General features: G+C 63.5%; 22 protein-coding genes and 2 riboswitches. Of the genes, 6 read left to right on the forward strand and 16 right to left on the reverse strand.

Annotation, left to right across the window (positions count from 1 at the left end; genetic code table 11):
* Window positions 1-34 precede the first annotated feature (34 nt).
* Both V7773_RS02650 and V7773_RS02655 read left to right on the forward strand, forming a co-directional pair.
* Window positions 35-2,572 carry a hybrid sensor histidine kinase/response regulator gene (locus tag V7773_RS02650; RefSeq protein WP_336072235.1) on the forward strand — a complete coding sequence of 846 codons (2,538 nt, stop codon included), beginning with the start codon at window positions 35-37 and terminating at the stop codon, window positions 2,570-2,572.
* A gap of 48 nt (window positions 2,573-2,620) precedes the next feature.
* The gene (locus V7773_RS02655) at window positions 2,621-2,896 is read left to right on the forward strand and encodes a peptidylprolyl isomerase (RefSeq protein WP_003182808.1); all 276 of its coding nucleotides are present in this window, start codon (window positions 2,621-2,623) and stop codon (window positions 2,894-2,896) included.
* 148 nt (window positions 2,897-3,044) lie between these two features.
* Here the strand turns inward: V7773_RS02655 and V7773_RS02660 are convergent, their stop codons facing one another.
* The 15 genes from V7773_RS02660 to cobW form a co-directional block, all read right to left on the reverse strand.
* Entirely contained in the window at window positions 3,045-3,962 is a 918-nt protein-coding gene (locus tag V7773_RS02660) for a sugar kinase (protein WP_336072238.1), read from the reverse strand.
* Between the two features lie 142 nt (window positions 3,963-4,104).
* Window positions 4,105-5,322 carry an amino acid deaminase gene (locus V7773_RS02665; RefSeq protein WP_336072240.1) on the reverse strand — a complete coding sequence of 406 codons (1,218 nt, stop codon included), beginning with the start codon at window positions 5,320-5,322 and terminating at the stop codon, window positions 4,105-4,107.
* Between the two features lie 41 nt (window positions 5,323-5,363).
* Complete coding sequence (locus V7773_RS02670) at window positions 5,364-6,128, reverse strand: IclR family transcriptional regulator (RefSeq protein ID WP_063321989.1); 765 nt, start codon at window positions 6,126-6,128, stop codon at window positions 5,364-5,366.
* Between the two features lie 165 nt (window positions 6,129-6,293).
* Window positions 6,294-6,683 carry a RidA family protein gene (locus V7773_RS02675; protein ID WP_092145622.1) on the reverse strand — a complete coding sequence of 130 codons (390 nt, stop codon included), beginning with the start codon at window positions 6,681-6,683 and terminating at the stop codon, window positions 6,294-6,296.
* Window positions 6,684-6,708: 25 nt separating this feature from the next.
* Window positions 6,709-7,500 carry an amino acid ABC transporter ATP-binding protein gene (locus V7773_RS02680; protein ID WP_063321991.1) on the reverse strand — a complete coding sequence of 264 codons (792 nt, stop codon included), beginning with the start codon at window positions 7,498-7,500 and terminating at the stop codon, window positions 6,709-6,711.
* Complete coding sequence (locus V7773_RS02685) at window positions 7,497-8,159, reverse strand: amino acid ABC transporter permease (RefSeq protein ID WP_028236639.1); 663 nt, start codon at window positions 8,157-8,159, stop codon at window positions 7,497-7,499. The genes V7773_RS02680 and V7773_RS02685 overlap by 4 nt, the downstream gene beginning before the upstream one ends.
* A gap of 9 nt (window positions 8,160-8,168) precedes the next feature.
* A complete protein-coding gene (locus V7773_RS02690) occupies window positions 8,169-8,831 on the reverse strand; it encodes an amino acid ABC transporter permease (RefSeq protein ID WP_018608019.1) in 663 nt (220 codons plus the stop codon).
* A 54-nt stretch (window positions 8,832-8,885) separates the two neighbouring features.
* A complete protein-coding gene (locus V7773_RS02695; RefSeq protein ID WP_092223999.1) occupies window positions 8,886-9,734 on the reverse strand; it encodes a transporter substrate-binding domain-containing protein in 849 nt (282 codons plus the stop codon).
* Window positions 9,735-10,055: 321 nt separating this feature from the next.
* The gene (locus tag V7773_RS02700) at window positions 10,056-10,397 is read right to left on the reverse strand and encodes a hypothetical protein (RefSeq protein WP_336072248.1); all 342 of its coding nucleotides are present in this window, start codon (window positions 10,395-10,397) and stop codon (window positions 10,056-10,058) included.
* Window positions 10,398-10,462: 65 nt separating this feature from the next.
* Window positions 10,463-10,711: a type II toxin-antitoxin system Phd/YefM family antitoxin gene (locus tag V7773_RS02705; RefSeq protein WP_336072250.1), complete on the reverse strand. Its 249-nt coding sequence runs from the start codon at window positions 10,709-10,711 to the stop codon at window positions 10,463-10,465.
* Between the two features lie 66 nt (window positions 10,712-10,777).
* Window positions 10,778-12,424: a phospholipase D-like domain-containing protein gene (locus V7773_RS02710; protein WP_336072252.1), complete on the reverse strand. Its 1,647-nt coding sequence runs from the start codon at window positions 12,422-12,424 to the stop codon at window positions 10,778-10,780.
* A gap of 53 nt (window positions 12,425-12,477) precedes the next feature.
* Entirely contained in the window at window positions 12,478-13,089 is a 612-nt protein-coding gene (locus tag V7773_RS02715) for a vWA domain-containing protein (protein WP_336072254.1), read from the reverse strand.
* Window positions 13,090-13,142: 53 nt separating this feature from the next.
* The gene (locus tag V7773_RS02720; protein WP_336072256.1) at window positions 13,143-14,150 is read right to left on the reverse strand and encodes an ATP-binding protein; all 1,008 of its coding nucleotides are present in this window, start codon (window positions 14,148-14,150) and stop codon (window positions 13,143-13,145) included.
* Window positions 14,151-14,324: 174 nt separating this feature from the next.
* On the reverse strand, window positions 14,325-18,098 hold the full coding sequence (gene cobN / locus V7773_RS02725) for a cobaltochelatase subunit CobN (RefSeq protein ID WP_336072258.1): 3,774 nt from the start codon (window positions 18,096-18,098) through the stop codon (window positions 14,325-14,327).
* Window positions 18,099-18,101: 3 nt separating this feature from the next.
* Window positions 18,102-19,166: a cobalamin biosynthesis protein CobW gene (gene cobW, locus V7773_RS02730; protein WP_092145606.1), complete on the reverse strand. Its 1,065-nt coding sequence runs from the start codon at window positions 19,164-19,166 to the stop codon at window positions 18,102-18,104.
* A 98-nt stretch (window positions 19,167-19,264) separates the two neighbouring features.
* A riboswitch (cobalamin riboswitch) is annotated at window positions 19,265-19,479 on the reverse strand.
* 198 nt (window positions 19,480-19,677) lie between these two features.
* A riboswitch (cobalamin riboswitch) is annotated at window positions 19,678-19,900 on the forward strand.
* 100 nt (window positions 19,901-20,000) lie between these two features.
* Here cobW and V7773_RS02735 point away from each other — a divergent pair.
* From V7773_RS02735 to cobM, 4 genes are all read left to right on the forward strand, one after another.
* A complete protein-coding gene (locus V7773_RS02735) occupies window positions 20,001-20,189 on the forward strand; it encodes a CbtB domain-containing protein (RefSeq protein WP_014338677.1) in 189 nt (62 codons plus the stop codon).
* A gap of 11 nt (window positions 20,190-20,200) precedes the next feature.
* Complete coding sequence (locus V7773_RS02740) at window positions 20,201-20,896, forward strand: CbtA family protein (protein WP_063322000.1); 696 nt, start codon at window positions 20,201-20,203, stop codon at window positions 20,894-20,896.
* Window positions 20,893-21,297: a cobalamin biosynthesis protein gene (locus V7773_RS02745; RefSeq protein WP_336072262.1), complete on the forward strand. Its 405-nt coding sequence runs from the start codon at window positions 20,893-20,895 to the stop codon at window positions 21,295-21,297. Before V7773_RS02740 ends, V7773_RS02745 begins: the two co-directional genes overlap by 4 nt.
* Window positions 21,298-21,374: 77 nt before the next feature.
* A complete protein-coding gene (gene cobM / locus V7773_RS02750; protein ID WP_336072263.1) occupies window positions 21,375-22,121 on the forward strand; it encodes a precorrin-4 C(11)-methyltransferase in 747 nt (248 codons plus the stop codon).
* Between the two features lie 192 nt (window positions 22,122-22,313).
* Here cobM and nfuA read toward each other — a convergent pair whose 3' ends face one another.
* Window positions 22,314-22,898 carry a Fe-S biogenesis protein NfuA gene (gene nfuA, locus V7773_RS02755; RefSeq protein WP_003182850.1) on the reverse strand — a complete coding sequence of 195 codons (585 nt, stop codon included), beginning with the start codon at window positions 22,896-22,898 and terminating at the stop codon, window positions 22,314-22,316.
* Window positions 22,899-22,932: the final 34 nt, after the last annotated feature.

Genomic DNA, 22,932 nt, shown 5'->3' on the forward strand with positions numbered 1-22,932 from the left:
CCGTGGTACAGACACGACAGCCAGGGGTCGCCTGATGCACGCGACACCCGCCGGCAGCGATATACAGCGCCTGATCAGCCAGGTGGACTGGGCCCTGACCCCGCTGGGCGCTGCCCAGAACTGGCCCCAGAGCCTGCGCACCGCCGTGGACATCATGCTCCATTCGCCCATGGCGATGGCCCTGCTGTGGGGACCGCAGCTGTCCCATCTCTACAACGACGCCTTCGGCCGACTGGCCGGTGACAAGCACCCCCGGGCATTCGGCCAACCGACCCATACAGCATGGCCCGAACTCAAGAGCTCGACCGAAGGGATTTATCACCGGGTGTTGCAAGGCCAGACACACTCCTGCCGCGACCAGCAATGGCGCGTACCCTTCGCCGGCCGTCTCTGTGATGTCTGGCTGGACCTGACCTACAGCCCGGTGCGTGACGAAAGCAACAGCGTCGCCGGCATCCTGGTCACCGCCATCGAGACCAGCGAACGCCGCCGCCTGGCCATGGAGTTCGAACGCCGCTCCGAGGCCAGCCTCAAGGCCCAGCACGAAAGCGAAGAACGCCTGCAATTGGCCCTGGCCGCCGCCGATGCGCTGGGCACCTGGGATTGGGACATCAGCGAAGACCGCTTTATTGCCGATGCACACTTCGCCCTGTTGCATGGCGTCGACCCCAGCCTGTCACGCCAGTTGCCTATCAGTGCCTACCTCGAAGGCGTGCACCCCGAGGACCGGGCGATGGTTGCCCGCAGCATCAAGCACTGCATCACCCATGGCACCGAATACGCCGAGGAGTACCGACTGCTGCAGCCCGACGATGAGTTGCGCTGGGTGTACGTGCGTGGGCGTTGCTACAAGGATCGCCACGGCCGACCCAAGCGTTTTCTTGGCGCGGCGCTGGACCTGACCGAACGCAAGCGCACCGAACAAGCCCTGCGCCAGAGCCAGACCGAGCTGCAGCTGATCATCAACGCCATGCCGATCCTCATCAGTTACGTGGACCGCGAAGAGCGTTTCCGTCTGAACAATAGCGCTTACCTGGACTGGTACGGCCTGACCCCGCAGGAGCTCTACGGCAAGACCATCCGTGAAGTGCTCGGCGAAGAGGCCTATGCCGCCCGCGCCCAGCAGATCGCCGATGCCCTGGCCGGCAAGCCGTGCAGCTTCACCGTGCAGATGGACCATCGCGACGGGCGCCCGCGCCATTCGCTGATCAACTACCTGCCTCGCCATGGCGCGGACGGTGCGGTGAACGGTTTCTACATCTTCGTGATCGACGAAACCGAGAGCCGAAAAACCGAGGAGGCCCTGCGCAACCTCAACGAAACACTGGAAGAACGCGTCATCGCCCGTACCCAGCAACTAGCCGAAGCCAATCACCGTCTGCAAAGCGAGATGTTCGAACGCGAGCGCGCCGAAGAAGCCTTGCGCCATGCGCAGAAAATGGAAGCCGTCGGCCAGCTCACGGGCGGCATTGCCCATGACTTCAACAACATGCTCACCGGCATCCTCGGCAGCCTCGACCTGATGCAACGCTACATCGCCGCCGGCCGCGCCGCCGAGATCGGGCGCTTCACCGAAGCGGCGGTTTCCTCGGCCAACCGCGCGGCGGCCCTGACCCATCGGCTGCTGGCTTTTTCCCGGCGCCAGTCCCTGGACCGCAAACCGCTGGACGCCAATGACCTGGTGCATTCGCTCGAAGACCTGCTGAGCCGTACCACCGGCGATCACATCGTGCTGCGGCTGCAACTGGCCAGCGAGCTGTGGCTGGTCAACACCGACGCCAGCCAGTTGGAAAACGCCCTGCTCAACCTGGTGATCAACGCCCGCGATGCCATGCCCGAGGGCGGCGAATTGATCATCGAAACCGCTAATGTCTATCTCGACGGTACGGACATCAACACCCTGGAGCCGGTCAAGGCCGGGGATTACGTGATGATCGCCGTCAGTGACAACGGCAGCGGCATGACCCCCGCAGTGCTGGCCAAGGCTTTCGATCCGTTCTTCACCACCAAGCCTATCGGCCAAGGCACCGGCCTGGGCTTGTCGATGATCTACGGCTTTGCCCAGCAGTCGGGTGGACACCTCAACCTGGACAGTGTGCCGGGCCAAGGTACGCGGGTGCAGCTGTACCTGCCGCGCTTGCACGCTTCGTCGGCCCAACCACCCGAGACGCCAGAGACGGTCGTCGTACCGCCGGCCATCGCCGGGGAGACCGTGTTGCTGGTGGAGGATGAACCCGCCGTGCGCATGCTGGTGCTCGACCTGTTGCAAGCCTTGGGCTACACCGCCCTGGAAGCACGGGACGCCATGACGGCCCTGCCCATGCTGGAATCGGACCAGCGCATCGACCTGCTGGTGACCGACGTCGGGCTACCGGGCATGAATGGCCGGCAACTGGCGGAAATCGCCCGCCAGCACCGCCCGGGGCTGAAAGTGCTGTTCATGACCGGTTACGCGCAGAAAGCCGCCGAACGCCAGGGGTTCCTCGAACAAGGCATGGACATGGTCGCCAAGCCGTTCACCCTGGATCTGCTGGCCAACAAGATCCGGACGATGATCAACCATGGCAACTGACTTGAGGCATAATCGCCGCCCCGTCGCACCGTTCAGGTCACCGCAGCAATGAAAGCCCAAGCCCGCCATATCCTGGTGAAAACCGCCGAAGAAGCCGAACAGCTCAAGCAACGCATCGCCAAGGGCGAAGCCTTCGATGTGCTGGCCAAGAAATACTCCACCTGCCCTTCGGGCAAACGCGGCGGCGATTTGGGTGAGGTAAGGCCGGGGCAGATGGTCGGCGTGATCGATGCGGTGATTTTCAAGAAACCGCTGCGGGTGGTGCACGGGCCGATCAAGAGCAAGTTCGGGTATCACCTCGTGCAGGTGTTCTACCGGGATTGAAACGATGGTGTGTTGCCAACACCGTCCCTGTGGTGAGGGAGCTTGCTCCCGCCCGGCTGCGCAGTAGCCGCCAATCGCTTATTGGGCCTGCTTCGCAGGCCAGCGGGAGCAAGCTCCCTCGCCACAGGGAAAGCCAACCTTTGTGCCGTCAGTCCTTGGGCATCAACGCCCCCGGCACCTGGATCACCCGGCTCGCCAACAGGTGCCCTGCCTCGGCCGCCTCCACCGGGCTGCCGCCCAGCAAACGACTCGCCAGGTACGCAGCACTGAAGGAGTCCCCCGCCGCCGTGGTGTCCACAACGCGCTCGACCCGCAAGGCAGGAACTTCATAGGACTGGCCGTCGCAACGAATCAAGCAGGCCTCGGCACCGCGCTTGAGTACCACCTCGGGGGTACCAAGCTGCGCATAGGCGGCGAACACCGCTTCGCTGTCGGCATGACCGAACAATGCCTGCTCGTCCTCTACGGTCAGCAGCGCCAGTTCCACATAGGGCAAGACGCTGCGATACGCCACCCGCGCCGCTTCGATCGAGGCCCAGAGCCGGGGCCGGAAGTTATTGTCGAACACCACCAGCGCCCCGCGCCGACGCGCTTCGACCAGGGTTTCGATGAGTTTGCCACGCCCCTGCTCGCCGAGCACCGCCAGGGTGACGCCGCTGAAATACAGCACCTCGTAATCCAGCAACGCGGCCAGGATCGGCCCGGCGGCCGGGGTGGTAAAACAATCGCGCACCGCCGCCTCGTTGCGCCAGTACAGGAATCGCCGCTCCCCCGCCGCGTCAGTCTGGATGCAATACAAACCCGGCAGGCGTCCAGGCAAGCGCTGGACCCGTTGCAGCCCGATGTTCTCGGCGGCCCAGTTTTCACACATGGCATCGCTGAAACTGTCATCGCCCAGGGCCGTGACGTAATCCACCGTGCCCCTGTCGCCCAAGGCGCGGGCCAGGTACACCGCGGTGTTCAGGGTATCGCCGCCGAAGCTTTGCAGCAGGCTGCCATCGGCGCGTTGTTGCAGTTCGATCATGCATTCGCCGATCAGGGCGATGCGGGGTTTGGGGTTGCTCATGGATGATCCTGATCATTCAGCGGTGTCTGGCAGGCCGCTATCGCGAGCAAGCCCCCCCACAGGGAGATCACAGATTCTGTATTCACAATAATCCAGTGTGGGAGCGGGCTTGCTCGCGATAGCCGCGACTCGATCTCAAGCCTTAGAAACAAGTCTCCATGCTCTCGATCACCCGCAATTGCTCATCCACCAGGCATCCCACCCGCCACTTGTCGAACGTCAGGCACGGGTGTGAAGTGCCAAACGAAATGATGTCGCCCACACGCAGCTCAACCCCTGCCGCCACATTCATGAACGCATGCTGGTCCATCACCGCCGTCACCTTGCAACCGCTGACATCGTCACCCGTCACCGAATCCGATCCGGGCGTGTAGCGCTTGAGCGGCACCGGTAATCCGGCGTCGTAGGCCACGTCGCGCTTGCCCAGAGCGATCACCGCGAAGCCCGGCTCCGGCAGCGATTGCACATGGGCCCAGACTTCCAGCGCCGGGCGCAGGCCTTCGTGCAAATCGCTGCGCCGCTCCAGCACGCAGCACTGGGCTTCTTTGTAGATGCCGTGGTCATGGGCCACGTAACTGCCGGGACGCAGCACGCTGAGGAAACGCCCATGGGCATTCTGGGCCTCGAAGGATTCGGCGATCAGGTCATACCAGGCCGACCCCGAGGCGGTGATGATCGGTTTGTCGATGGCGAACGCGCCGTTGTCCTGCAACTGCACCGCCAACCGCACCAGGGACGCTGCGAACGCACGAATGCCACTGATGGAGTGGTCACCGTGGATCACCCCTTCGTAGCCTTCGATGCCGGTCAACGCCAACGCCGGTTGACTGCCAATCGCCTCGGCCAGGGCCAACACCTCGGCTTCGGTCCGGCAGCCACAACGACCGCCGACCACGCCGTACTCGATCATCACGTTCAGCTTCATACCGCGCGAGGCGAAGAACGCCCCCAGGTCCGCGACGTTGTCCGGATGATCAACCATGCAATGGAATTCGAACGCCGGGTCAGCCAGCAAATCGGCAATCAGCGCCATGTTTGGCGTGCCCACCAATTGGTTGGCCATCAACACCCGGCGCACGCCATGGGCGTAAGCGGCTCGGGTCTGCACGGCGGTGGCGAGGGTCAGGCCCCAGGCACCGGCATCGAGCTGGCGTCGAAACAGCGCCGGGGTCATGCTGGTCTTGCCGTGGGGGGCCAGTTCGGCGCCGCTGTCGGTGACGAACGCTTGCATCCAGCGAATGTTGTGCTCCAGCGCCGCGCGGTGCAACACCAGTGCCGGCAGGCTGACGTCCTTGAGCAAATGAGCGCCGACGGTGGCCGCACCCTTCTCTACGCCAGCATTGGGAATGACAGAAGACATGTTGGTACTCCTCGCACGCGACCGCTCGCAGCCGCGGTTATCTATTCATTGATGCGCCGGGCCAGGTTGTTGGCGCTTTCGATCAGCACCCGGCGGTAGTCGGCGTAATTGTTCTTGGCGTCGGCCCGTGGGGCGACGATGCACAGGGTAGCGATGGCCACGCCGTCGGGGTTTTTGACCGGTGCGGCAAAGCAGTGGGTGAAGGTGTCGGCGACACTGTCGAAGGAGAAAAACCCATCGATGCCGGCCTGGCGGATTTCCTTGAGGAATTGCTCCAGGGGCAGGCGATCGCCGTCCGGCAAAATGAAATCGTCAGGGTCGATCAGGTCGACGATCTGCTGGTCACTCAAATGCGCCAGCAGCAGACGCCCGGACGCCGTCCACGGGATTGGCGCGTTTTCCCCGATGTCCGATGAAATGCGAAAATGCCGCTCGCCTTCCTTCATCAGCGCGACGGTGTATTTGCGCCCGTTGAGCAGGCACATCTGCGCCGTTTCCCGGGTCTGGCGCACGATCTCCTGCAAGGCCTGGTCAGCCTCGCGGCTCAGGTCGAAATGGCGCAGGTGTGCCTGCCCGAGAAAGTACAACTGGCGGCCCAGGTAGACATGGCCGTCCTTGCCCACCGGCTCGAGGATGCGGCGTTCCAGCAGCGACGCCACCAGTTCATAGACCGTGGACTTGGGGCTGCCAATGCCGCTGGCAATATCGTTCGGGCGCAGCGGCTGGCCGATTTCCTTGAGGAAATCGAGGATATCGAACGCCCTATCCAATCCCCGGGCCCGGCGTTTGATGGTGTCTTCGGTCATGTCTTCGGTTCCTGAAGTTTCACTCATAGTCGCATGTATCTTTATTGTGGCGAGGGAGCTTGCTCCCGCTGGCCTGCGCAGCAGGCCCAATTTCTTGCGACTGCTGCGCAGCCGAGCGGGAGCAAGCTCCTTCGCCACAAAAGCGAATTCGCCAGAATATCCTGTTCACCCTTTTTTCTTGTAGGCCACACAATCGATCTCGACCTTGCAATCGACCATCATGCTCGCCTGCACACAAGCCCGGGCCGGGGCGTGTTCCGGGCTGAAGTACTCGCTGAACACCTTGTTGAAACTCCAGAAATCCCGCGGGTCATCCAACCACACGCCGCAGCGCACCACGTCCTTGAGGTCGTAACCGGCCTCTTGGAGAATCGCGATCAGGTTCTTCATGGTCTGGTGGGTCTGCTCGACGATCCCGCCGACAATGATCTCGCCGTTCACCGCCGGCACCTGGCCGGACACGTGCAGCCAGCCATCGGCTTCCACGGCGCGGGCGAATGGCCGTGGCTGACCGCCGCCTGCGGAGCTGCCGGTGCCGTAGCGCGTAATGCTCATGGGTGTTTCTCCTTACTGAATAAAATTAAAAACGGGTGTTCTTGAGGAATTCCGCCAGGCGTGGCGACTGTGGCCGTTCGAACAATTCCTTCGGTGGCCCTTGCTCTTCGATGCGGCCCTGGTTCATGAACACGATCTTGTCGGAGACCTCGAAGGCAAAGCGCATTTCGTGGGTCACCAGCAGCATGGTCATGCCGTCTTCGGCCAGGCCCTTGATCACGTTCAGCACCTCGCCGACCAGTTCCGGGTCCAGGGCCGACGTGACTTCGTCGAACAGCATCAGGCTGGGGTTCATCGCAATCGCCCGGGCAATCGCCACGCGCTGCTGCTGGCCGCCAGACAACTGGCCGGGAAAGTGATCGCGCCGCTCCAACAAGCCCACCCGCTCCAGCCATTTCTCGGCCAGGGCCACCGCTTCATCCTTGGGCAGTTTTTTCACCTTGAGCAGGCCCAGGGTGACGTTCTGCAACGCGGTCAAATGCGGGAACAGGTTGAATTGCTGGAAGGCCATGCCGGTCATGGCGCGATGCCGGGCGATGACTTTTTCTGGATGGCGCACACGCTTGCCGTCGATGTCGTCGTAACCGATGGACTCGCCGTCGAGCATGATCTGCCCGCCCTGGAATTCCTCGAGCATGTTCACGCAGCGCAGCAGCGTGGTCTTGCCCGAACCGCTGGAACCGATCAGCGTGACCACGTTGCCGCGCTGCATGCTCAGGTCCACGCCCTTGAGCACTTCCAGCGGGCCGTATTGTTTGCGCAGGCCGCGAATGTCCAACAGCGGTTGGGTGTTGGAAGGAGTCGAAATATCAGTCATGGCAAGGCCACCCGCTTTTCAATGTGCCGTCCGAGCAATTCGATGGCGTAATTGATAATGAAAAAGAGAAACCCGGCGAACAGGTAAAACTCCAGGGTCATGAAGGTCCGGGCGATGATCTGCTGGGTGCTGAGCAGCAATTCGGCGACGCCGATCACCGACAGCAGGGTCGAGGCCTTGACGATCTCGGTGGAGGAATTGACCCAGGTCGGCAAGATTTGCCGCAAGGCCTGGGGCAACAGCACATAGCCCAGCGACTGGTAAAACGTCAGGCCGATGGCCTGGCTCGCCTCCATCTGCCCACGGGGCAATGCCTGCAAGGCCCCGCGCACGATCTCGGCCACGTGGGAGCCGCAAAACAACGTCAAGCCCAGCACGCCGGCCTGGAACGCGCCGATCTGCCAGCCCAGGGCCGGGGCCATGTAGAAGCAGGCCAGCACCAGCACGAACACAGGCGTGCCGCGGATCAGGTCGACGTAGAAGCGAAACGGCGCGCGCATCCAGGTCCGGCCATAGGTCAGCACCAGGCCGGCCACCAGACCGATCAGCGTGCCCAACACAATCGCCAACAGCGAACACTGCACACTGGTCAGGAAACCGGCCCACAGGGTGTCCCGGGCGACCCATAACTCATGCAACCAACTGGGTGATTCGTACATGGGAGACTCCTAACGGCGAATCGCCAGGCGCTGTTCGAAATACCGCAGCACCATGGCAATGAGGTAACAGGCCGCGACATACAGGGCCGTGGTCACCAGCCAGGTTTCGATCACCCGGTAGCTCTCCACGTTGATCTTGCGGGCGTAATAGGTCAGCTCCGGCACGGCAATCGCCGCCGCCAGGGAGGTGTCCTTGAACAGCGAAATGAAGTTGTTCGACAAGGCCGGCAACACGTTGCGCAGCATCACCGGCACGGTGACGTAGGCTTTCACCTGCCACTCGCCAAGGCCGATGGCCAGCCCCGCTTCACGCTGTCCCTTGTGAATGCTCAACAGTCCGCCGCGAAACACTTCGGTCAGGTAGGCCCCGGCGTACAGCGAGAGGGTGATGACGAACGACGGCAGCTTGTCCAGGCGGATGCCCAGGCTCGGCAAGGCGAAGTAGATCAACAGGATCAGCACCAGGATCGGCGTATTGCGGATCACCGTGACATACACCGACGCCAGCACCCGCAGGACCCGGTGCTTGCTCAGCAGCGCGAACGCCATGGCCAGGCCGATCACGCAACCGATGGCGATCGACACCAGCGCCAGGGAAAGCCCCAGGCCGAGCCCCGCCAGCAAGGTGTCGAAATCGCGCCAGACGGCGGCAAAGTTCAACTGATAATTCATGGTCGGCAGTACCTTCGACGAAGCGCCCGCAAGGGGCGCCCCGGGCTCACAGGGTCATTTGAATTCAACGGGGAAACCGATTGCCGGCGACGGCAGCTCGACGCCGAACCACTGCTTGAACGACGCCGCATAGGTGGGGAATTCCACGCCGGTCATGGCTTCATGCAAGGTAGTGTTGACGAAGTTCAGCCAGTCCTGATCGCCGCGCTTGACCGCGCAGGCGTAGGTCTGTGGGCTCCAGGCGTAGGCCGGGCTGCGATAACGGCCGGGGTTCTGCACCATCAGGTATTTGACCGAGGACTGGTCGGTGGCGGCGGCATCGGCGCGGCCGGAGTTCACTGCCTGGTACATCAGGTCGACGCTGTCGTACTGGTCGACCTTGGCCTTGGGCAGCGCCTGGTGCACCAACTCCTCGGCGTAGACGTTCTGCAGCACCGCCACGGTGACGTCATCGCCCGCTGCCTTGAGGTCTTCGATTTCCTTGTACTTGCTGTTGGCCGGCAGCAGCAGGCCCACGCCTTCGCGGTAGTACGGCAGGGTGAACGCCACTTGCTGGGCGCGGCTGGCGGTGACGGTGATGAACTGGCAGCTCATGTCGACCTTGTCGGTCAACAGGTTGGGGATGCGCGCATCGGAAGACTGCACCACGAACTCGACCTTCTCCGGGTCGTTGAACAGGCCCTTGGCGACCATCCGCGCGATATCGATATCAAAGCCCTGCAACTTGCCATCCGCTCCCTGGAAGTGCCACGGCGCATTGGTACTGCCCGTGCCCACGATCAATTTCCCCCGCTGCAGCACGCTGTCCAGCTTGCTGTCGGCCGCCTGGGCGACACCCAGTGCAGCCGTCGTGGCCGCGAAGAGAAAAACACACGCTTTGAACAAGGAAGGTCGGCGTTGCATGGCAAGCACTCCAGATTGAGTTTATTCCGTTATACCGGAACATGGTGTGTAACAACGGAATAGACAGCAGGAAGTGTGCCACAGGCTTGGAGCGGATGGGTGAGAAAAATGGAAAGACAGGGAAATCAGGGAGATGGGAAAAACAGACCTGCGGGCAGCAGCGTCCGCATGCGAAGAGTGTTGCTACCGTTGGCTACGAGGCACGGGTAACAAGGCCCCAAACCGGGTACCCGCGCACCGAAACGGAGCCACGCTGGAGTTGTAAATGGATACCCTGTGGGAGCGAGCTTGCTCCCACCATTGTTCGGCGGTGTACCTGGGCTATTTGCGCTTGTAGCTCTTGCTGCCGCCAGGTGTGAGGCAATAGACCCCGCCCCGGGGGCCGACACAGTAATTGCCACTGCCGCATTGGCAACCGTCGGCGGACTTGAGCAACGACTGCGGCCGGGCCTCGTTCCGAAGCCCCAGCACAGCGGAACAGGACTTCTTCGAAGCGCTGATCGAGCCGTCATTGCAGAGGAAGGTATCTCCGTCACACCCGGCGATCCCGCCCTTGCGCCCGGAACAAGGTTGATTGGCGGCAAGGGCCGAAGTGCCCAGGACCAACAACAGGATCGCGACACAGTTGCGAAGTAAAGCGGACGTTCCGTGACAGAGGTTCATGGCAGCTTCCAGGCTGATAGATGGCTCTATGCTAGCACTGGAAAGAATTCCACAAACGCTCCAACTCATAGGTCATCGAGAGAAACCTTGATCGTTGAATCGTTTTCACGCTCGCGGCAAAGAGCAGCCAACTCCATGTCCTCAAGCCGGTCCATCATGGCTTCATATTCCCTGGCAGGGACGCAATAGAACGCGGGCTCATTACGATTGAGGATCGCTACAGATAATCCTCCACCGGCAGCAACGGTGCCCATTGGGTTTTTCTTGAGTTCAGAAATGCTGGCGACTACTTGGGAAAGCACGATATGTGTCATGAAACGAGTCCTTGAGTACTCTTAATAGCGCTCAAAATAGCACTCTAAAACACCCCTTGCCACTGCTCAGCGCCCGCAAAACCTCACCCTCGACAACATCCGCAAATCCCCCTCGCGGTAATAGTCATCACTCCAGCTGTCATCCACCGCCAGTGGCTTGACCTGCTTGAGGGCGAGTTTTTTCGCGAAGTAGCGAAAGCGGTAATGCTCATAGAAACGCAGCAATTCCAATCCGTAGCGGTCGGCCAGGTCGGTGTCGCCCTGAATGATCAGGTAGTTCTCGTCGTTGCCACTGCTGGCGGCAGCGCTGAGGTTGTGGCTGCCGCTGATGATGGTCGGCGTGTCGCTGGTGAAGTCGGTGACGATGGCCTTGGTGTGGACCAGCAGGTTGCCCTTCTGGCCTTTCATGTTTTCCTTGAGCCAGCCTTCCAGGCCGGTGTTGAGCAGTGCGGTGGCGGCGAATTCGGCGGTGCGGTCGGCATGGAAGCCGGTGATGCGGCTCTTGGTGTTTTGCAGGCCGTAGCGCAGCACGTCGTCATTGGGTTGGCCGAGCACGGCGTCAAGAATCCGGTCGGGCAAGACGAATGCGGTGACGAACAACAGGTCCTTTCTGGCCGCGTTGATGATGTCGACGAAGCGGTCCAGGTCGCCCTCTCCCGTGCGTGGCGAAAAACCGATGAACAACTGTTCCTCCGGGACCATGGGATTGTTCTGATTGATCCACTCACGGGTGGTCCCGACGTCCTGCGGTACGGCCCAGATCTGCTCGAACACCTGGCGATAGCTGTCGCTCACCCGCGGATCGTCCAGCACATGAACCACATTGGCCTGGCGGTAGACGCCGTTGGCGGTGAAGTTGGTACTGCCGCACAACACCGCCTCCGGTTGTAACGCACCGCCGCCATCGACCTTGCTCAACACAATGAACTTGTCGTGGAAAATGTTATGGGTGACCCGCCCACGCTTGTTGGCCGCCGGCAATTTTTCCAGGTTGGCTTCGTTGCGCAGCGTGGTGTCGTCGCCTGGCTCGGCGTGGTAAAGCACGCGAACTTGTGCGCCGCGCGCGTGAGCGGCGTTGACCGCGTCGACGATCACCGGCAATTCGTATTCATAGATGGCGACATCCAGGGCCCAGTGGGCATCCAGCGCCCGGTCGATGAAGCCGGTCAAGCGCCCCAGCAAGCCGTTTTCCAACCAACGGCGCGGGGCATCGGGCCAGTCATCGATGGACAGGTTTTTGTTGGCGCTAATCAAAGCGTCCACTTCGGGAAACTTGCGCTGGAACGCCTGGCTGGCGGCCACGGCCCGATTGAAGATCACTCGCTGGTTGATTGGCTGACCGTCGTCGCTGGTGACCGTGACGGCCAGGGATTCCCCCAGCTGTGGCGCGTCGGGGCTGCCATAGGCCAGGTGCACACGGTAGTGGATCGTCACACCGGGGTTGACGGCGTAGTCGGCCCAGCGAAATTTCTGCAACGGCGCCTTGTCGCTGGGGGTGGCGTGGAACTGGGGAAAGGTGTGGGCCTTGTCGGGGAAGGTCAGGCTGTTGAACAGGAACAGCCAGGGCTTGTCGCCCTGCTGCTTCTCGATGGCAAAGCCCAGCAAGCCCTTGCGCCGGGGTTCGGCCAGGTCCATGGCGAGCAGCACGCCGTTGGTGCCGGCATAGGCCTTGACCCGAAAATCGTCCTGGGCGTTGGTGACGAGTACGCGCATGGTTCACTCCTGTGAGGGGCTGCCTGAGCATAGTGCAGCAATCAATGCTTATCTCAGCCAGGTGACTCTGCATCAATATGCCAATACTCAGCCTGCAACTGTCCCGCCAACTGCCGGGCCCGACCCAGGCGGATCGGGCCTCTCTCGATGTCGATCAACAGGCATGGGCAATCGAGAAGCGGCGGTGAAAGCCCCTCCTTGACTCGTCCGTCGGTCATCACCAACACCCGTTGCTGCTCCGCCGGGTAGCGCTTGCGGCGCGCCACCAGCCAGCGCCCGGCCTCGTTCAGCGCCGCCAGCAACGGCGTTCCGCCACCGGCACCCAACCCATCGAGCCAGGCGCGCAGGCCCGCCGAGGCCCTGAGCCCTTGCACCTGCCAATTGGGGAGCGTGCCGCTGGCCGTCAACAGCGCCAAGCGCGCGCGTTGTCGGTAGGCGTCGTCGAACAGCTGCGCCAGCAGGCCCTTGCCATCACTCAAGGCGCGATGCCGCCGGGTCGAGGCCGAGGCATCGACGATGACCAGCCACAGCTCATGGGGCGACCGATGACGACCGTGCCAGCGCAGGTCCTCACGCAGGCGCGGTCGGCCATTGAGCAACGTCCCCGGCCAGTTCACCGCACCGCTGGCCGCGGCTTTGCTGCGGCCCTGGCGTCCTTGCTCCAACTGTCCTGCACGGGGTCTGGCATTCGCCCCCGCCGTTGAACGAGGGCGAATGCCTAGGGCTTTTTTGGCCAGCTCGGCACGTCACGCCGGGCACCGGTCGGCAATGCCCGGGCCGGCAGATCACCCCACTGGCCCTGGCCTTCGTTGGGTTCAGCAGTTTTTTCCGCGCCGGTCGGCGCCTGGGACGGTGCCGGCGCCGAATGCCCGCGCCGCCGATGCCGCCGGTGCCGCAAGGCAAACTCGGCGACCGCATCGATGTCGCCATCCGCGATGGCATCCGCCCCACGCCACGCGGCATGGGCCCGGGCCGCCCGCAGCCAAACCAGGTCGGCGCGCAAGCCATCGACCCCGGCGGCAAAACAGCGCTCGGTGATCTGCGCCAGTGCGGCATCATCCAGCGCGATCCCGGCCAACCGGTTGCGCGCCTGCTGGCAGCGTTCACGCAACTGCTGTTGGGCGCTCTCCCACTGCGCGCAGAACGCCGCCGGATCACTGTCGAAATCCAACCGCCGGCGAATGATCTGCCCGCGCTCAGTCGGCGCGGTGTGACCGTCGAGGGCCACGTTCAAACCGAAACGGTCGAGCAACTGCGGGCGCAGCTCGCCTTCTTCCGGGTTCATGGTGCCGATCAGCACAAAGCGCGCCGGATGCCGATGGGAAATGCCGTCGCGCTCGATCAGGTTGGTGCCGCTGGCGGCCACGTCCAACAGCAGGTCCACCAGATGATCGGGCAGCAGGTTCACTTCATCGACGTACAGCACGCCACCGTCGGCCTTGGCCAACACGCCGGGAGAAAACTGCGCGCGACCCTCCCCCAGCGCTGCGTCCAGGTCCAGGGTGCCCACCAGCCGCTCTTCGGTAGCACCGAGGGGCAAGGTGACGAACTGACCGCTGGCCAGCAAGTCCGCCAGGCCCCGGGCCAAGGTGGACTTGGCCATGCCCCGCGGGCCTTCAATTAGCACGCCGCCGATTTTCGGATCGATCGCGGCCAGGCACAGGGCCAGTTTCAGGTCATCGGCGCCGACCACGGCGGAGAGCGGAAAATGGGGAGTGTGAGTCATGCTGAAGGTCTCATGAATGTGCGAGGTTCCCCTGTGGCGAGGGAGCTTGCTCCCGCTGGGGCGCGAAGCGGCCCCCAGAACCTGAGGTCCCAGTGCCCTTCCAGAACGACGACTGCTGCGCAGCCGAGCGGGAGCAAGCTCCCTCGCCACAAGTGCGCGCCTGTTGTCCTCATTTCAGCCATCCTCCTCAATGTCCAACAACAAATTCTCCAACGCCTCGCGGTACTCCCCCGGCGCCTGCCACATCCCCCGCTGCTGCGCTTCGAGCATTCGCTCGGTCATGTCCCGCAGGGCGTCGGGGTTGTGCTGGCGGACGAAATCCCGGGTGTCCGGGTCGAGCAGGTAGGCATCGGCCAGCAAGGCGTACTGGTGATCGTCGATCAACCGGGTGGTGGCGTCGAAGGCGAACAGGTTGTCCACCGTCGCCGCCAGTTCGAACGCGCCTTTATAGCCGTGACGCTTCACGCCATCGATCCACTTCGGATTCGCTGCGCGGGAACGGATGACACGGTTGAGCTCTTCCTTCAGGGTGCGGATCTTGGGCAAGTCTGGCTGGCTGTGATCGCCATGGTAACTGGCCGCCGCGACTCCACCGAGAGTCTCCACCGCCGCCAGCATGCCACCCTGGAACTGGTAGTAATCATTGGAATCGAGCAGGTCATGCTCGCGGTTGTCCTGGTTCTGCAACACCGCTTGCACCTGGCTCAGACGCCGAGAGAACGGCTCCCGGGCGGCGGTGCCTTCATCGCTGGCGCCGTAGGCGTAACCGCCCCAGTTCAGGTACACCTCGGCCAAATCCTCACGGCTCTGCCACAAGCGACCGTCGATCGCGCCCTGCACGCCCGCGCCATAGGCCCCAGGCTTGGCGCCGAAGATCCGCCAGCCGGCCTGGCGCGCCGCCGCTTCCGGCTCCAGGCCCGACGCCAACAAGGCTTCGCGTTCACCACGGACCTTGGCCGCCAGAGGGTTCATGTCGTCCGGTTCATCCAGCGCGGCGACGGCCTGCACCGCCGCATCGAATAAGCGGATCAGGTTGGCAAAAGCATCGCGGAAGAACCCGGAGACCCGCAGCGTGACATCGACCCGTGGTCGATCCAACAGACTCAACGGCAGGATCTCGAAATCATCGACCCGCTGGCTACCCGTGGCCCACACCGGACGCACGCCCATCAGCGCCATGGCCTGGGCAATATCATCGCCACCGGTGCGCATGGTGGCGGTGCCCCACACCGACAGGCCGAGCTGGCGCAGGTGATCGCCATGGTCCTGCAGGTGCCGTTCAAGGATCAGGTTCGCTGATTGGAAACCGATGCGCCACGCCGTGGTGGTCGGCAGGTTGCGCACGTCCACCGAGAAGAAATTGCGTCCGGTGGGCAGTACGTCCAGACGCCCGCGACTCGGCGCACCGCTGGGGCCGGCGGGCACGAAGCGCCCGTTCAAGGCATCGAGCAGGCCACGGATTTCCGCCGGACCGCAGGCGTCCAGGCGCGGGGCCACGACGGAGCGCAGGTTTTCGATGATGCTGGCCACCGTCTCCCAGCCCGGCGCATTGAGCTGCTCGACCCCACCGTCCAGTGCTTGCTCGATCAACTGCGCGGCGAACAATTCCAGGCGCTCGCGCGTATCGCCGGCGGTGCGCCAAGGCTCGGCGCTGACCCGGCGCAACGCCTCGGGACACTCGCCGGCCCAGGGCTCGGCCAAGGCACAATCCAGCGGATCGAAACCCAGCCCGAACGCCGTGGCCAGCGCCCGCAACAAACTCGACTGCGCGCCCTTGCCGTCGCCCCGGGGAATGCGCAGCAACGCCAGCAAGGTGTCGATGCGCAGCCGTCCGCTGGGCGACTCGCCAAAAATATGCAGGCCGTCGCGGATCTGCGACTCCTTCAAGTCGCACAGGTAAGTGTCCAGGCGTGGCAGCCAGATCGCGGCGTCGGCGTCACTGTCGAGGGCCGCGTCAAGTTGCAGCTCGCGGTCGATGTGCGTCTCGCGCACCAGGTTGAGGATGTCCCGTTGCAGCTCCCGGGCACGGCGCGGATCGAGCAATTGCGCCTCGTAGTATTCGTCGGCCAGCAGCTCGAGGTTGCGCAGCGGCCCGTAGGTTTCGGCCCGGGTCAGCGGCGGCATCAAATGGTCGATGATCACCGCTTGGGTGCGACGCTTGGCCTGGGCCCCCTCACCCGGGTCGTTGACGATGAACGGATAGATGTTCGGTAGCGGCCCCAGCAGCGCGTCCGGCCAGCAACTCTCCGAGAGCCCGACGCCCTTGCCCGGCAGCCATTCAAGGTTGCCGTGCTTGCCGACGTGGATCACCCCGTGGACGCCGTAGGTGTGGCGCAACCAGAAATAAAACGCCAGGTAACCGTGGGGCGGCACCAGGTCCGGGTCGTGGTACACCGCACTCGGATCGACCTGATAACCCCGGGCCGGCTGGATGCCGACGAACGTCAGGCCCAGGCGCAGGCCGGCGACCATCAGGCGACCGTCACGGAACATCGGATCGTTCTCGGGCGCGCCCCAGCGTTCCAGCACCGCTTGGCGATTGGCCTCGGGCAGCGCGTCGAACATGGCCTGATAGGCATCGAGGGCCAGGCTCTGGTGACATGGCCGCAGGTCGAGGCTGTCCAGGTCGTTGCTGACACCACCGAGCAACTGCTGGATCAACGCGGTACCGCTCCCAGGCAAATCAGGCGGCAGCGGATACCCCTCGGCCTGCATGGCCCGCAGGATATTCAACGCCGCTGCCGGGGTGTCCAGGCCGACGCCATTGCCGATGCGCCCATCCCGGGTCGGGTAGTTGGCGAGGATCAACGCCACACGTTTTTCTGCATTGGGCAAACGCGCCAATGTTGTCCAGCGCCGCGCCAGCTCGGCGACAAAATCCATGCGTTCGGGCACAGCCCGATAACAGACCACGTCGCTCTGGCTGCGCTCACTGCGCCAGGCCAGGTCCTTGAAACTGATCGGGCGACTGATGATCCGCCCGTCCAGCTCCGGCAAGGCAATGTGCATCGCCAGGTCTCGCGGGCCCAGGCCCTGCTCGCTGGCACGCCAGCCCGGTTCGTTGTCCTGGGCGCAGATCGCCTGGATCACCGCAATGTTGCGACGGAACGGTCGCAGGTGCGGCGCTTCCGGGCTGGATTGGGCGAAGCCGGTGGTATTGAGGATCACCCCGGCCTCCACCGCGTCCAGCCAGTCTTCGACCAGCGCCAGGCAACCGGGCTCCTTGAGGCTCGCCACGGCAATCGGCAACGGATTGAGCCCCGCCGCTTGCAGGCGCTGACAAAACACGTCGATGAACGCGGTGTTCGCCGCTTGCAAGTGGGAGCGATAAAACAGCACCGCCGCCACCGGTTGTCCGGCCTGCCAGTCGGCTTGCCAATCGTCGAGGCTGGCGCTGGTTTTCGCCGGGTGATAGATGGCCGTGCGTGGCAGCACTTGCGGTTCGGCCCACGGATAATCGCGGCCGAACCATTGACTGCCGAGGTTGTGAAACAGGTCCAGGGCATTGCCCAGCCCGCCCTGGCGCAAGAACTGCCAGAGCCGATCGCGGTCCTCGAAGGGCACGTTGCTCAGGTCGCTGAGTTCCGGGTCCGGACGATCATCCCCCGGCACCAGGATCAGCTTCACCCCGCGCCCGGCCAGTTCTATCAGGCGCTCGATGCCGTAGCGCCAATAGCCGATGCCGCCGTGCAGCGACAACAGGATGACCTTGGCGTGGCGCAACACGTCTTCGAAGTACAGGTCCACCGAGGCGTGGTTCTGCACCTGCATCGGGTTGGCGAGGCGAAACTGCGGATAATCGCCCGGCAACTGCTTTGCCGCTTCGGCCAGCAGCGCCAGGCTGGAATCGCCGCTGCACAGGATCACCAGCTCGGCGGGGGTTTGCCCCAGGTCGGCAATGTTGTCATCCGACACGAAACCGCCGGGCTGGGTCCTGAGCAGGTGCATGGCTTAGGCGCCGAGGGCGGCGCGCAACTGCGCTTCGAGCAGCGCGGCGTCGAGCGCCTGGCCGATCAGCACCAGGCGGGTGACCCGCGCTTCCTCAGCGCCCCATTGGCGGTCGAAATGCTTGTCGAAACGCGTCCCGACGCCCTGGATCAAAAGGCGCATCGGCTTGTTCGGAATCGCCGCGAAACCCTTGACCCGCAGTACGCCGTGCTGGACCACCAGTTGCGTCAGCGCGTCGAGCAACAGGCTTTCGTCGGCCTGGGGCAGCTCGATGGAGATAGAATCGAAGGCGTCATGATCGTGGTCGTCATCGTCGCCGTCATGGTGGTGATCGTGATGGCTGTGGCGGCCGTCGATGTGTTCTTCGGAACCGGCGCCCAGGCCAATCAGTACGTCCAGCGGCAGGCGACCGCTGCTGGCTTCGATGACCTTGACCGCCGGCGGTAGCTCTTCGGCGACTTCCAGGCGAACTTTGGCCAGGTCTTCGGGGCTGATCAGGTCAGCCTTGTTGAGGATCACCAGGTCGGCGCTGGCCAGCTGGTCGGCGAACAGTTCGTGCAGCGGCGATTCGTGGTCCAGGTTCGGATCGAGTTTGCGCATGGCATCGACCTGGTCGGGGAACGCGGCAAAGGTGCCCGCGGCCACGGCCGGACTGTCGACCACGGTGATCACTGCGTCGACGGTGCAGGCACTGCGGATTTCCGGCCATTGGAAGGCCTGGACCAGCGGCTTGGGCAGGGCCAGGCCGGAGGTTTCGATGAGGATATGGTCGAGGTCGCCACGCCGGGCCACCAGTTCGCGCATCACCGGGAAGAATTCTTCCTGCACCGTGCAGCACAGGCAGCCGTTGGCCAGTTCATAGACGCGGCCGTTGGCTTCTTCTTCGGTACAGCCGATGGAGCACTGCTTGAGGATCTCGCCGTCGATGCCCAGTTCGCCGAACTCGTTGACGATCACGGCGATGCGCCGGCCCTGGGCGTTGTCGAGCATGTGCCGCAACAAGGTGGTTTTACCCGAACCGAGGAAACCGGTGACGATGGTGACGGGGAGTTTGGCCAGTGTTTTCATCGGATGCCCTTTGGCAAGGTGGCGGGCAAACGGGACGACAACCGCTGGCACAGGCGCGCGCGGAAGATTTCGCCACCGGATCACCCCGCCCGGTTGTAGTGAGAATCTGTGTCGAGGCAGGTCTCCTGGCTGACGGCGGGCCAATCTTTCGACTGGCAATTGCTGCGCCTTCCCGTGCGCCCGTTTAATAAGGGCATGCACAGTGGCCTTGCAGAAACAGCACCGTTCACAGTTGCGGGGGCAGCCGCGGCTTGGACCGCGTTCCCTTCTTAGCTCCGGCACGTGCCGAAGAACCTCGAAGGCGCAAGGCTACGCAGGGTGTGGGGGCGGGTCAATCTCCGCAAGTAAGATGCAGGATGCTGTTGTGGCGAGGGAGCTTGCTCCCGTTGGGCAGCGCAGCGCCCTCCGGCTCTTTACGGTCGCTGCGCAACCGAGCGGGAGCAAGCTCCCTCGCCACAACAGCCCGCTCGTCGGCCCTTGTACATTGACGGCCCCGCCCCGCCCATGCTCTCCTGTGCGCCTAGTTACGGGTGCCCTTCACAGGGTGAAACGGGAAACCGGTGAATCGTGCGCTTTACTCCAAGGCCACGTCAGTCCGGTGCTGCCCCCGCAACGGTAAGCGAGCGAAGCGTCTGAACCACTGTGTCCCAGGACATGGGAAGGTGACGCTTGCAGGCCAGGCGCAAGCCCCGCCCCTCGCGAGCCCGGAGACCGGCCCATGACTCATGCACCAACAACCCGCGGTGGGCGGGCGCTGTTCGATTCCTGGCGAGCCTTCGCCTGGGGTTTCATTGCGCTCGAATCACCCACTGAACAAGAACAGAGGGAAGCGCCATGTCAACCATCAGCAGCACCGCCCGCACCGCCAGTAGCACCACCACCCTGAGCCAACGCCTGAGCGCCGCGATCCTGGCTTCGATCCTGGGCGCGGGGCTGGTCTATTTCGCCGGTTTCTCCCACATCGAAGCGGTGCACAACGCCGCCCACGATACCCGCCACAGCGCCGCTTTCCCGTGCCATTGAGACCTGACGACATGATCAAGCGTATCGCGCAGACCGCTGGTTTCAGCGGCTTGCTGGCCGCCCTGCTGCTGACCCTGCTGCAAAGTTTCTGGGTATCGCCGCTGATTCTCCAGGCGGAAACCTTCGAGAAGGCCCCGGCGACCGAGGTCCATGAACACGCCGACGGGGCGGCTCATACCCATGATGCCGAGGCCTGGGAGCCGGAAGACGGTTGGCAGCGCGTGCTGTCCACCACAGGCGGCAACCTGGTGGTCGCCGTGGGTTTTGCCCTGATGCTGGCGGGCCTGTACACCTTGCGCGCACCGACTCGCACGTCCCAAGGCCTGCTCTGGGGCTTGGCCGGTTATGCCACTTTCGTCTTGGCGCCGACGCTTGGCCTGCCGCCGGAACTGCCTGGTACCGCAGCGGCCGACCTGGCCCAACGGCAGATGTGGTGGATCGGCACCGCGGCGTCCACGGCGGTAGGCATCGCCCTGATCGCCTTCGGCAAGCATTGGCTGCTCAAGTTGCTGGGCGTGGCGACGTTGCTGGTGCCCCACGTCATCGGCGCACCCCAGCCCGAAGTCCACTCGATGCTGGCGCCCGAAGCGCTTGAAACGCAATTCAAGATCGCCTCGCAAGTGACCAACGTCGCGTTCTGGCTGGCCCTGGGCCTGATCAGCACATGGCTGTTTCGCCGTGACGGCCAAGCCCGCCACGACGCATGAGCAACGGGCCGATGCTGGTGGTCGGCCTTGGCTGCCAGCGTGGTTGCCCGGCCAGCACGCTGCGGGCCTTGCTCGACGAAACGCTGCTGGCCCACGGCATCGGACTTCATCGGGTACGGGCCCTGGCCAGTATCGACCTCAAGCGTGACGAACCCGGACTGCTGGAGCTGGCCGGGCAACTGGCCCTGCCGCTGACCTGCTTCAGTGTCGAACAGTTGGCCGGCTACGAGCAGCGGCTCGGTCACCGCTCCGAGATCGCCTTCCAGCGAACCGGTTGCTACGGCATCGCCGAAAGCGCCGCCCTGGCCTTGGCCGACCAGTTGGGCACAACGCCCGCGACGCTGCTGATTACTCGCCAAAAAGGGCCCAAGAGCACGTTGGCATTGGCGGTCGTCGCGTAAATCCCGATAATCGGCGCCCAGGATCATGAGCGATCTTCATATGGGCGACGCTCACCCACCTTCCACAGGAGCCGGTCATGACCGTTTACTTCATCGGCGCCGGCCCCGGCGACCCGGATCTCATTACCGTCAAAGGCCAGCGACTGATCCACAGCTGCGCGGTGATCATCTACGCCGGTTCCCTGGTGCCGACGGCCGTGCTTGAGGGGCATCGCGCCGAACAGGTGATCAACAGCGCCGAGCTGCACCTGGAGCAAATCATTGAGTTGATCAAAACCGCGCACCTCAAGGGCCAGGATGTGGCGCGGGTGCATTCCGGCGACCCGAGTCTGTACGGTGCCATCGGCGAGCAGATTCGTTGCCTGCGGGAACTGGGCATCCCTTTCGAAATCATCCCGGGCGTGACCGCGACCTCAGCCTGTGCTGCTTTGCTGGGTGCAGAACTGACCCTGCCTGACGTCTCCCAAAGCGTGATCCTGACGCGCTACGCGGACAAGACCGCGATGCCCGCCGGGGAGGAATTTGCCAGCCTGGCGCAGCACGGAGCGACCATGGCGATTCACCTGGGGGTCAATCATCTGGAAAAAATCGTCAGTGAACTGCTGCCCCACTACGGCGCGGATTGCGCGATCGCGGTGATTCACCGGGCAACATGGCCGGATCAGGATTGGGTGCTGGGTACACTGGCAGATATCGCCGAGAAGGTGCAGGCCAAGGGCTTTCGCCGTACGGCGCTGATCCTGGTGGGTCGTGTGCTGGGCAATGACGTGTTCAGCGAATCATCGCTGTACCGTGCCGGGCATGCGCATCTCTACCGGCCCTGACGCAACCGGCAAGAGCCACCCATCCCCTGTAGGAGCAAGCTTGCTCCCACAGAGGCTTCGAGAGGGTCATTCCTGTGGCGAGGGGATTCATCCCCGTTGGGCTGCGCAGCAGCCCCAGATCTTGTTTGCGGCAGGTCAGGTAGCTTGATGGGGCCTCCACGGCCCCAGCGGGGATAAATCCCCTCGCCACAATCAGTAGTAGGCGTTTTCTTTCTGCGTGTGATCGGTCACGTCGCGTACGCCCTTGAGCTCCGGAATGCGCTCGAGCAAGGTGCGCTCGATGCCTTCCTTCAACGTGACGTCAGCCTGGCCGCAGCCCTGGCAGCCGCCGCCGAACTGGAGCACGGCGATGCCGTCTTCCACCACGTCGATCAGCGAAACCTGGCCGCCGTGGCTGGCCAGCCCCGGGTTGATTTCAGTTTGCAGGTAGTAATTGATGCGCTCGTTGACCGGGCTGTCGGCGTTGACCATCGGCACCTTGGCGTTTGGCGCCTTGATGGTCAGTTGGCCACCCATGCGGTCAGTGGCGTAGTCGACCACCGCATCGTCCAGGAAGGCTTCGCTGAACGAGTCGATGTACGCGGTGAAGCTCTTGAGCCCCAGCGCGGTGTCTTCGGGTTTTTCTTCCCCCGGCTTGCAGTAGGCAATGCACGTCTCAGCGTATTGAGTGCCGGGCTGGGTGATAAAGATGCGGATCCCGATACCCGGGGTGTTCTGCTTGGACAGCAGGTCGGCCAGGTAATCGTGGGCGGCATCGGTAATGGTAATGGCGGTCATGGAAACTCCTCGCAGGCTTGCCGGCAGTTTACGC

The organism is Pseudomonas sp. 3JA (assembly GCF_036961705.1).
GTDB lineage: Bacteria > Pseudomonadota > Gammaproteobacteria > Pseudomonadales > Pseudomonadaceae > Aquipseudomonas > Aquipseudomonas fluorescens_Q.

Coding starts and splice junctions, on each gene's coding strand:
- V7773_RS02650 (WP_336072235.1), top strand. CDS start 35: ATGCACGCGACACCCGCCGGCAGCGATATACAGCGCCTGATCAGCCAG.
- V7773_RS02655 (WP_003182808.1), top strand. CDS start 2,621: ATGAAAGCCCAAGCCCGCCATATCCTGGTGAAAACCGCCGAAGAAGCC.
- V7773_RS02660 (WP_336072238.1), bottom strand. CDS start 3,962: ATGAGCAACCCCAAACCCCGCATCGCCCTGATCGGCGAATGCATGATC.
- V7773_RS02665 (WP_336072240.1), bottom strand. CDS start 5,322: ATGTCTTCTGTCATTCCCAATGCTGGCGTAGAGAAGGGTGCGGCCACC.
- V7773_RS02670 (WP_063321989.1), bottom strand. CDS start 6,128: ATGACCGAAGACACCATCAAACGCCGGGCCCGGGGATTGGATAGGGCG.
- V7773_RS02675 (WP_092145622.1), bottom strand. CDS start 6,683: ATGAGCATTACGCGCTACGGCACCGGCAGCTCCGCAGGCGGCGGTCAG.
- V7773_RS02680 (WP_063321991.1), bottom strand. CDS start 7,500: ATGACTGATATTTCGACTCCTTCCAACACCCAACCGCTGTTGGACATT.
- V7773_RS02685 (WP_028236639.1), bottom strand. CDS start 8,159: ATGTACGAATCACCCAGTTGGTTGCATGAGTTATGGGTCGCCCGGGAC.
- V7773_RS02690 (WP_018608019.1), bottom strand. CDS start 8,831: ATGAATTATCAGTTGAACTTTGCCGCCGTCTGGCGCGATTTCGACACC.
- V7773_RS02695 (WP_092223999.1), bottom strand. CDS start 9,734: ATGCAACGCCGACCTTCCTTGTTCAAAGCGTGTGTTTTTCTCTTCGCG.
- V7773_RS02700 (WP_336072248.1), bottom strand. CDS start 10,397: ATGAACCTCTGTCACGGAACGTCCGCTTTACTTCGCAACTGTGTCGCG.
- V7773_RS02705 (WP_336072250.1), bottom strand. CDS start 10,711: ATGACACATATCGTGCTTTCCCAAGTAGTCGCCAGCATTTCTGAACTC.
- V7773_RS02710 (WP_336072252.1), bottom strand. CDS start 12,424: ATGCGCGTACTCGTCACCAACGCCCAGGACGATTTTCGGGTCAAGGCC.
- V7773_RS02720 (WP_336072256.1), bottom strand. CDS start 14,150: ATGACTCACACTCCCCATTTTCCGCTCTCCGCCGTGGTCGGCGCCGAT.
- cobN (WP_336072258.1), bottom strand. CDS start 18,098: ATGCACCTGCTCAGGACCCAGCCCGGCGGTTTCGTGTCGGATGACAAC.
- cobW (WP_092145606.1), bottom strand. CDS start 19,166: ATGAAAACACTGGCCAAACTCCCCGTCACCATCGTCACCGGTTTCCTC.
- V7773_RS02735 (WP_014338677.1), top strand. CDS start 20,001: ATGTCAACCATCAGCAGCACCGCCCGCACCGCCAGTAGCACCACCACC.
- V7773_RS02740 (WP_063322000.1), top strand. CDS start 20,201: ATGATCAAGCGTATCGCGCAGACCGCTGGTTTCAGCGGCTTGCTGGCC.
- V7773_RS02745 (WP_336072262.1), top strand. CDS start 20,893: ATGAGCAACGGGCCGATGCTGGTGGTCGGCCTTGGCTGCCAGCGTGGT.
- cobM (WP_336072263.1), top strand. CDS start 21,375: ATGACCGTTTACTTCATCGGCGCCGGCCCCGGCGACCCGGATCTCATT.
- nfuA (WP_003182850.1), bottom strand. CDS start 22,898: ATGACCGCCATTACCATTACCGATGCCGCCCACGATTACCTGGCCGAC.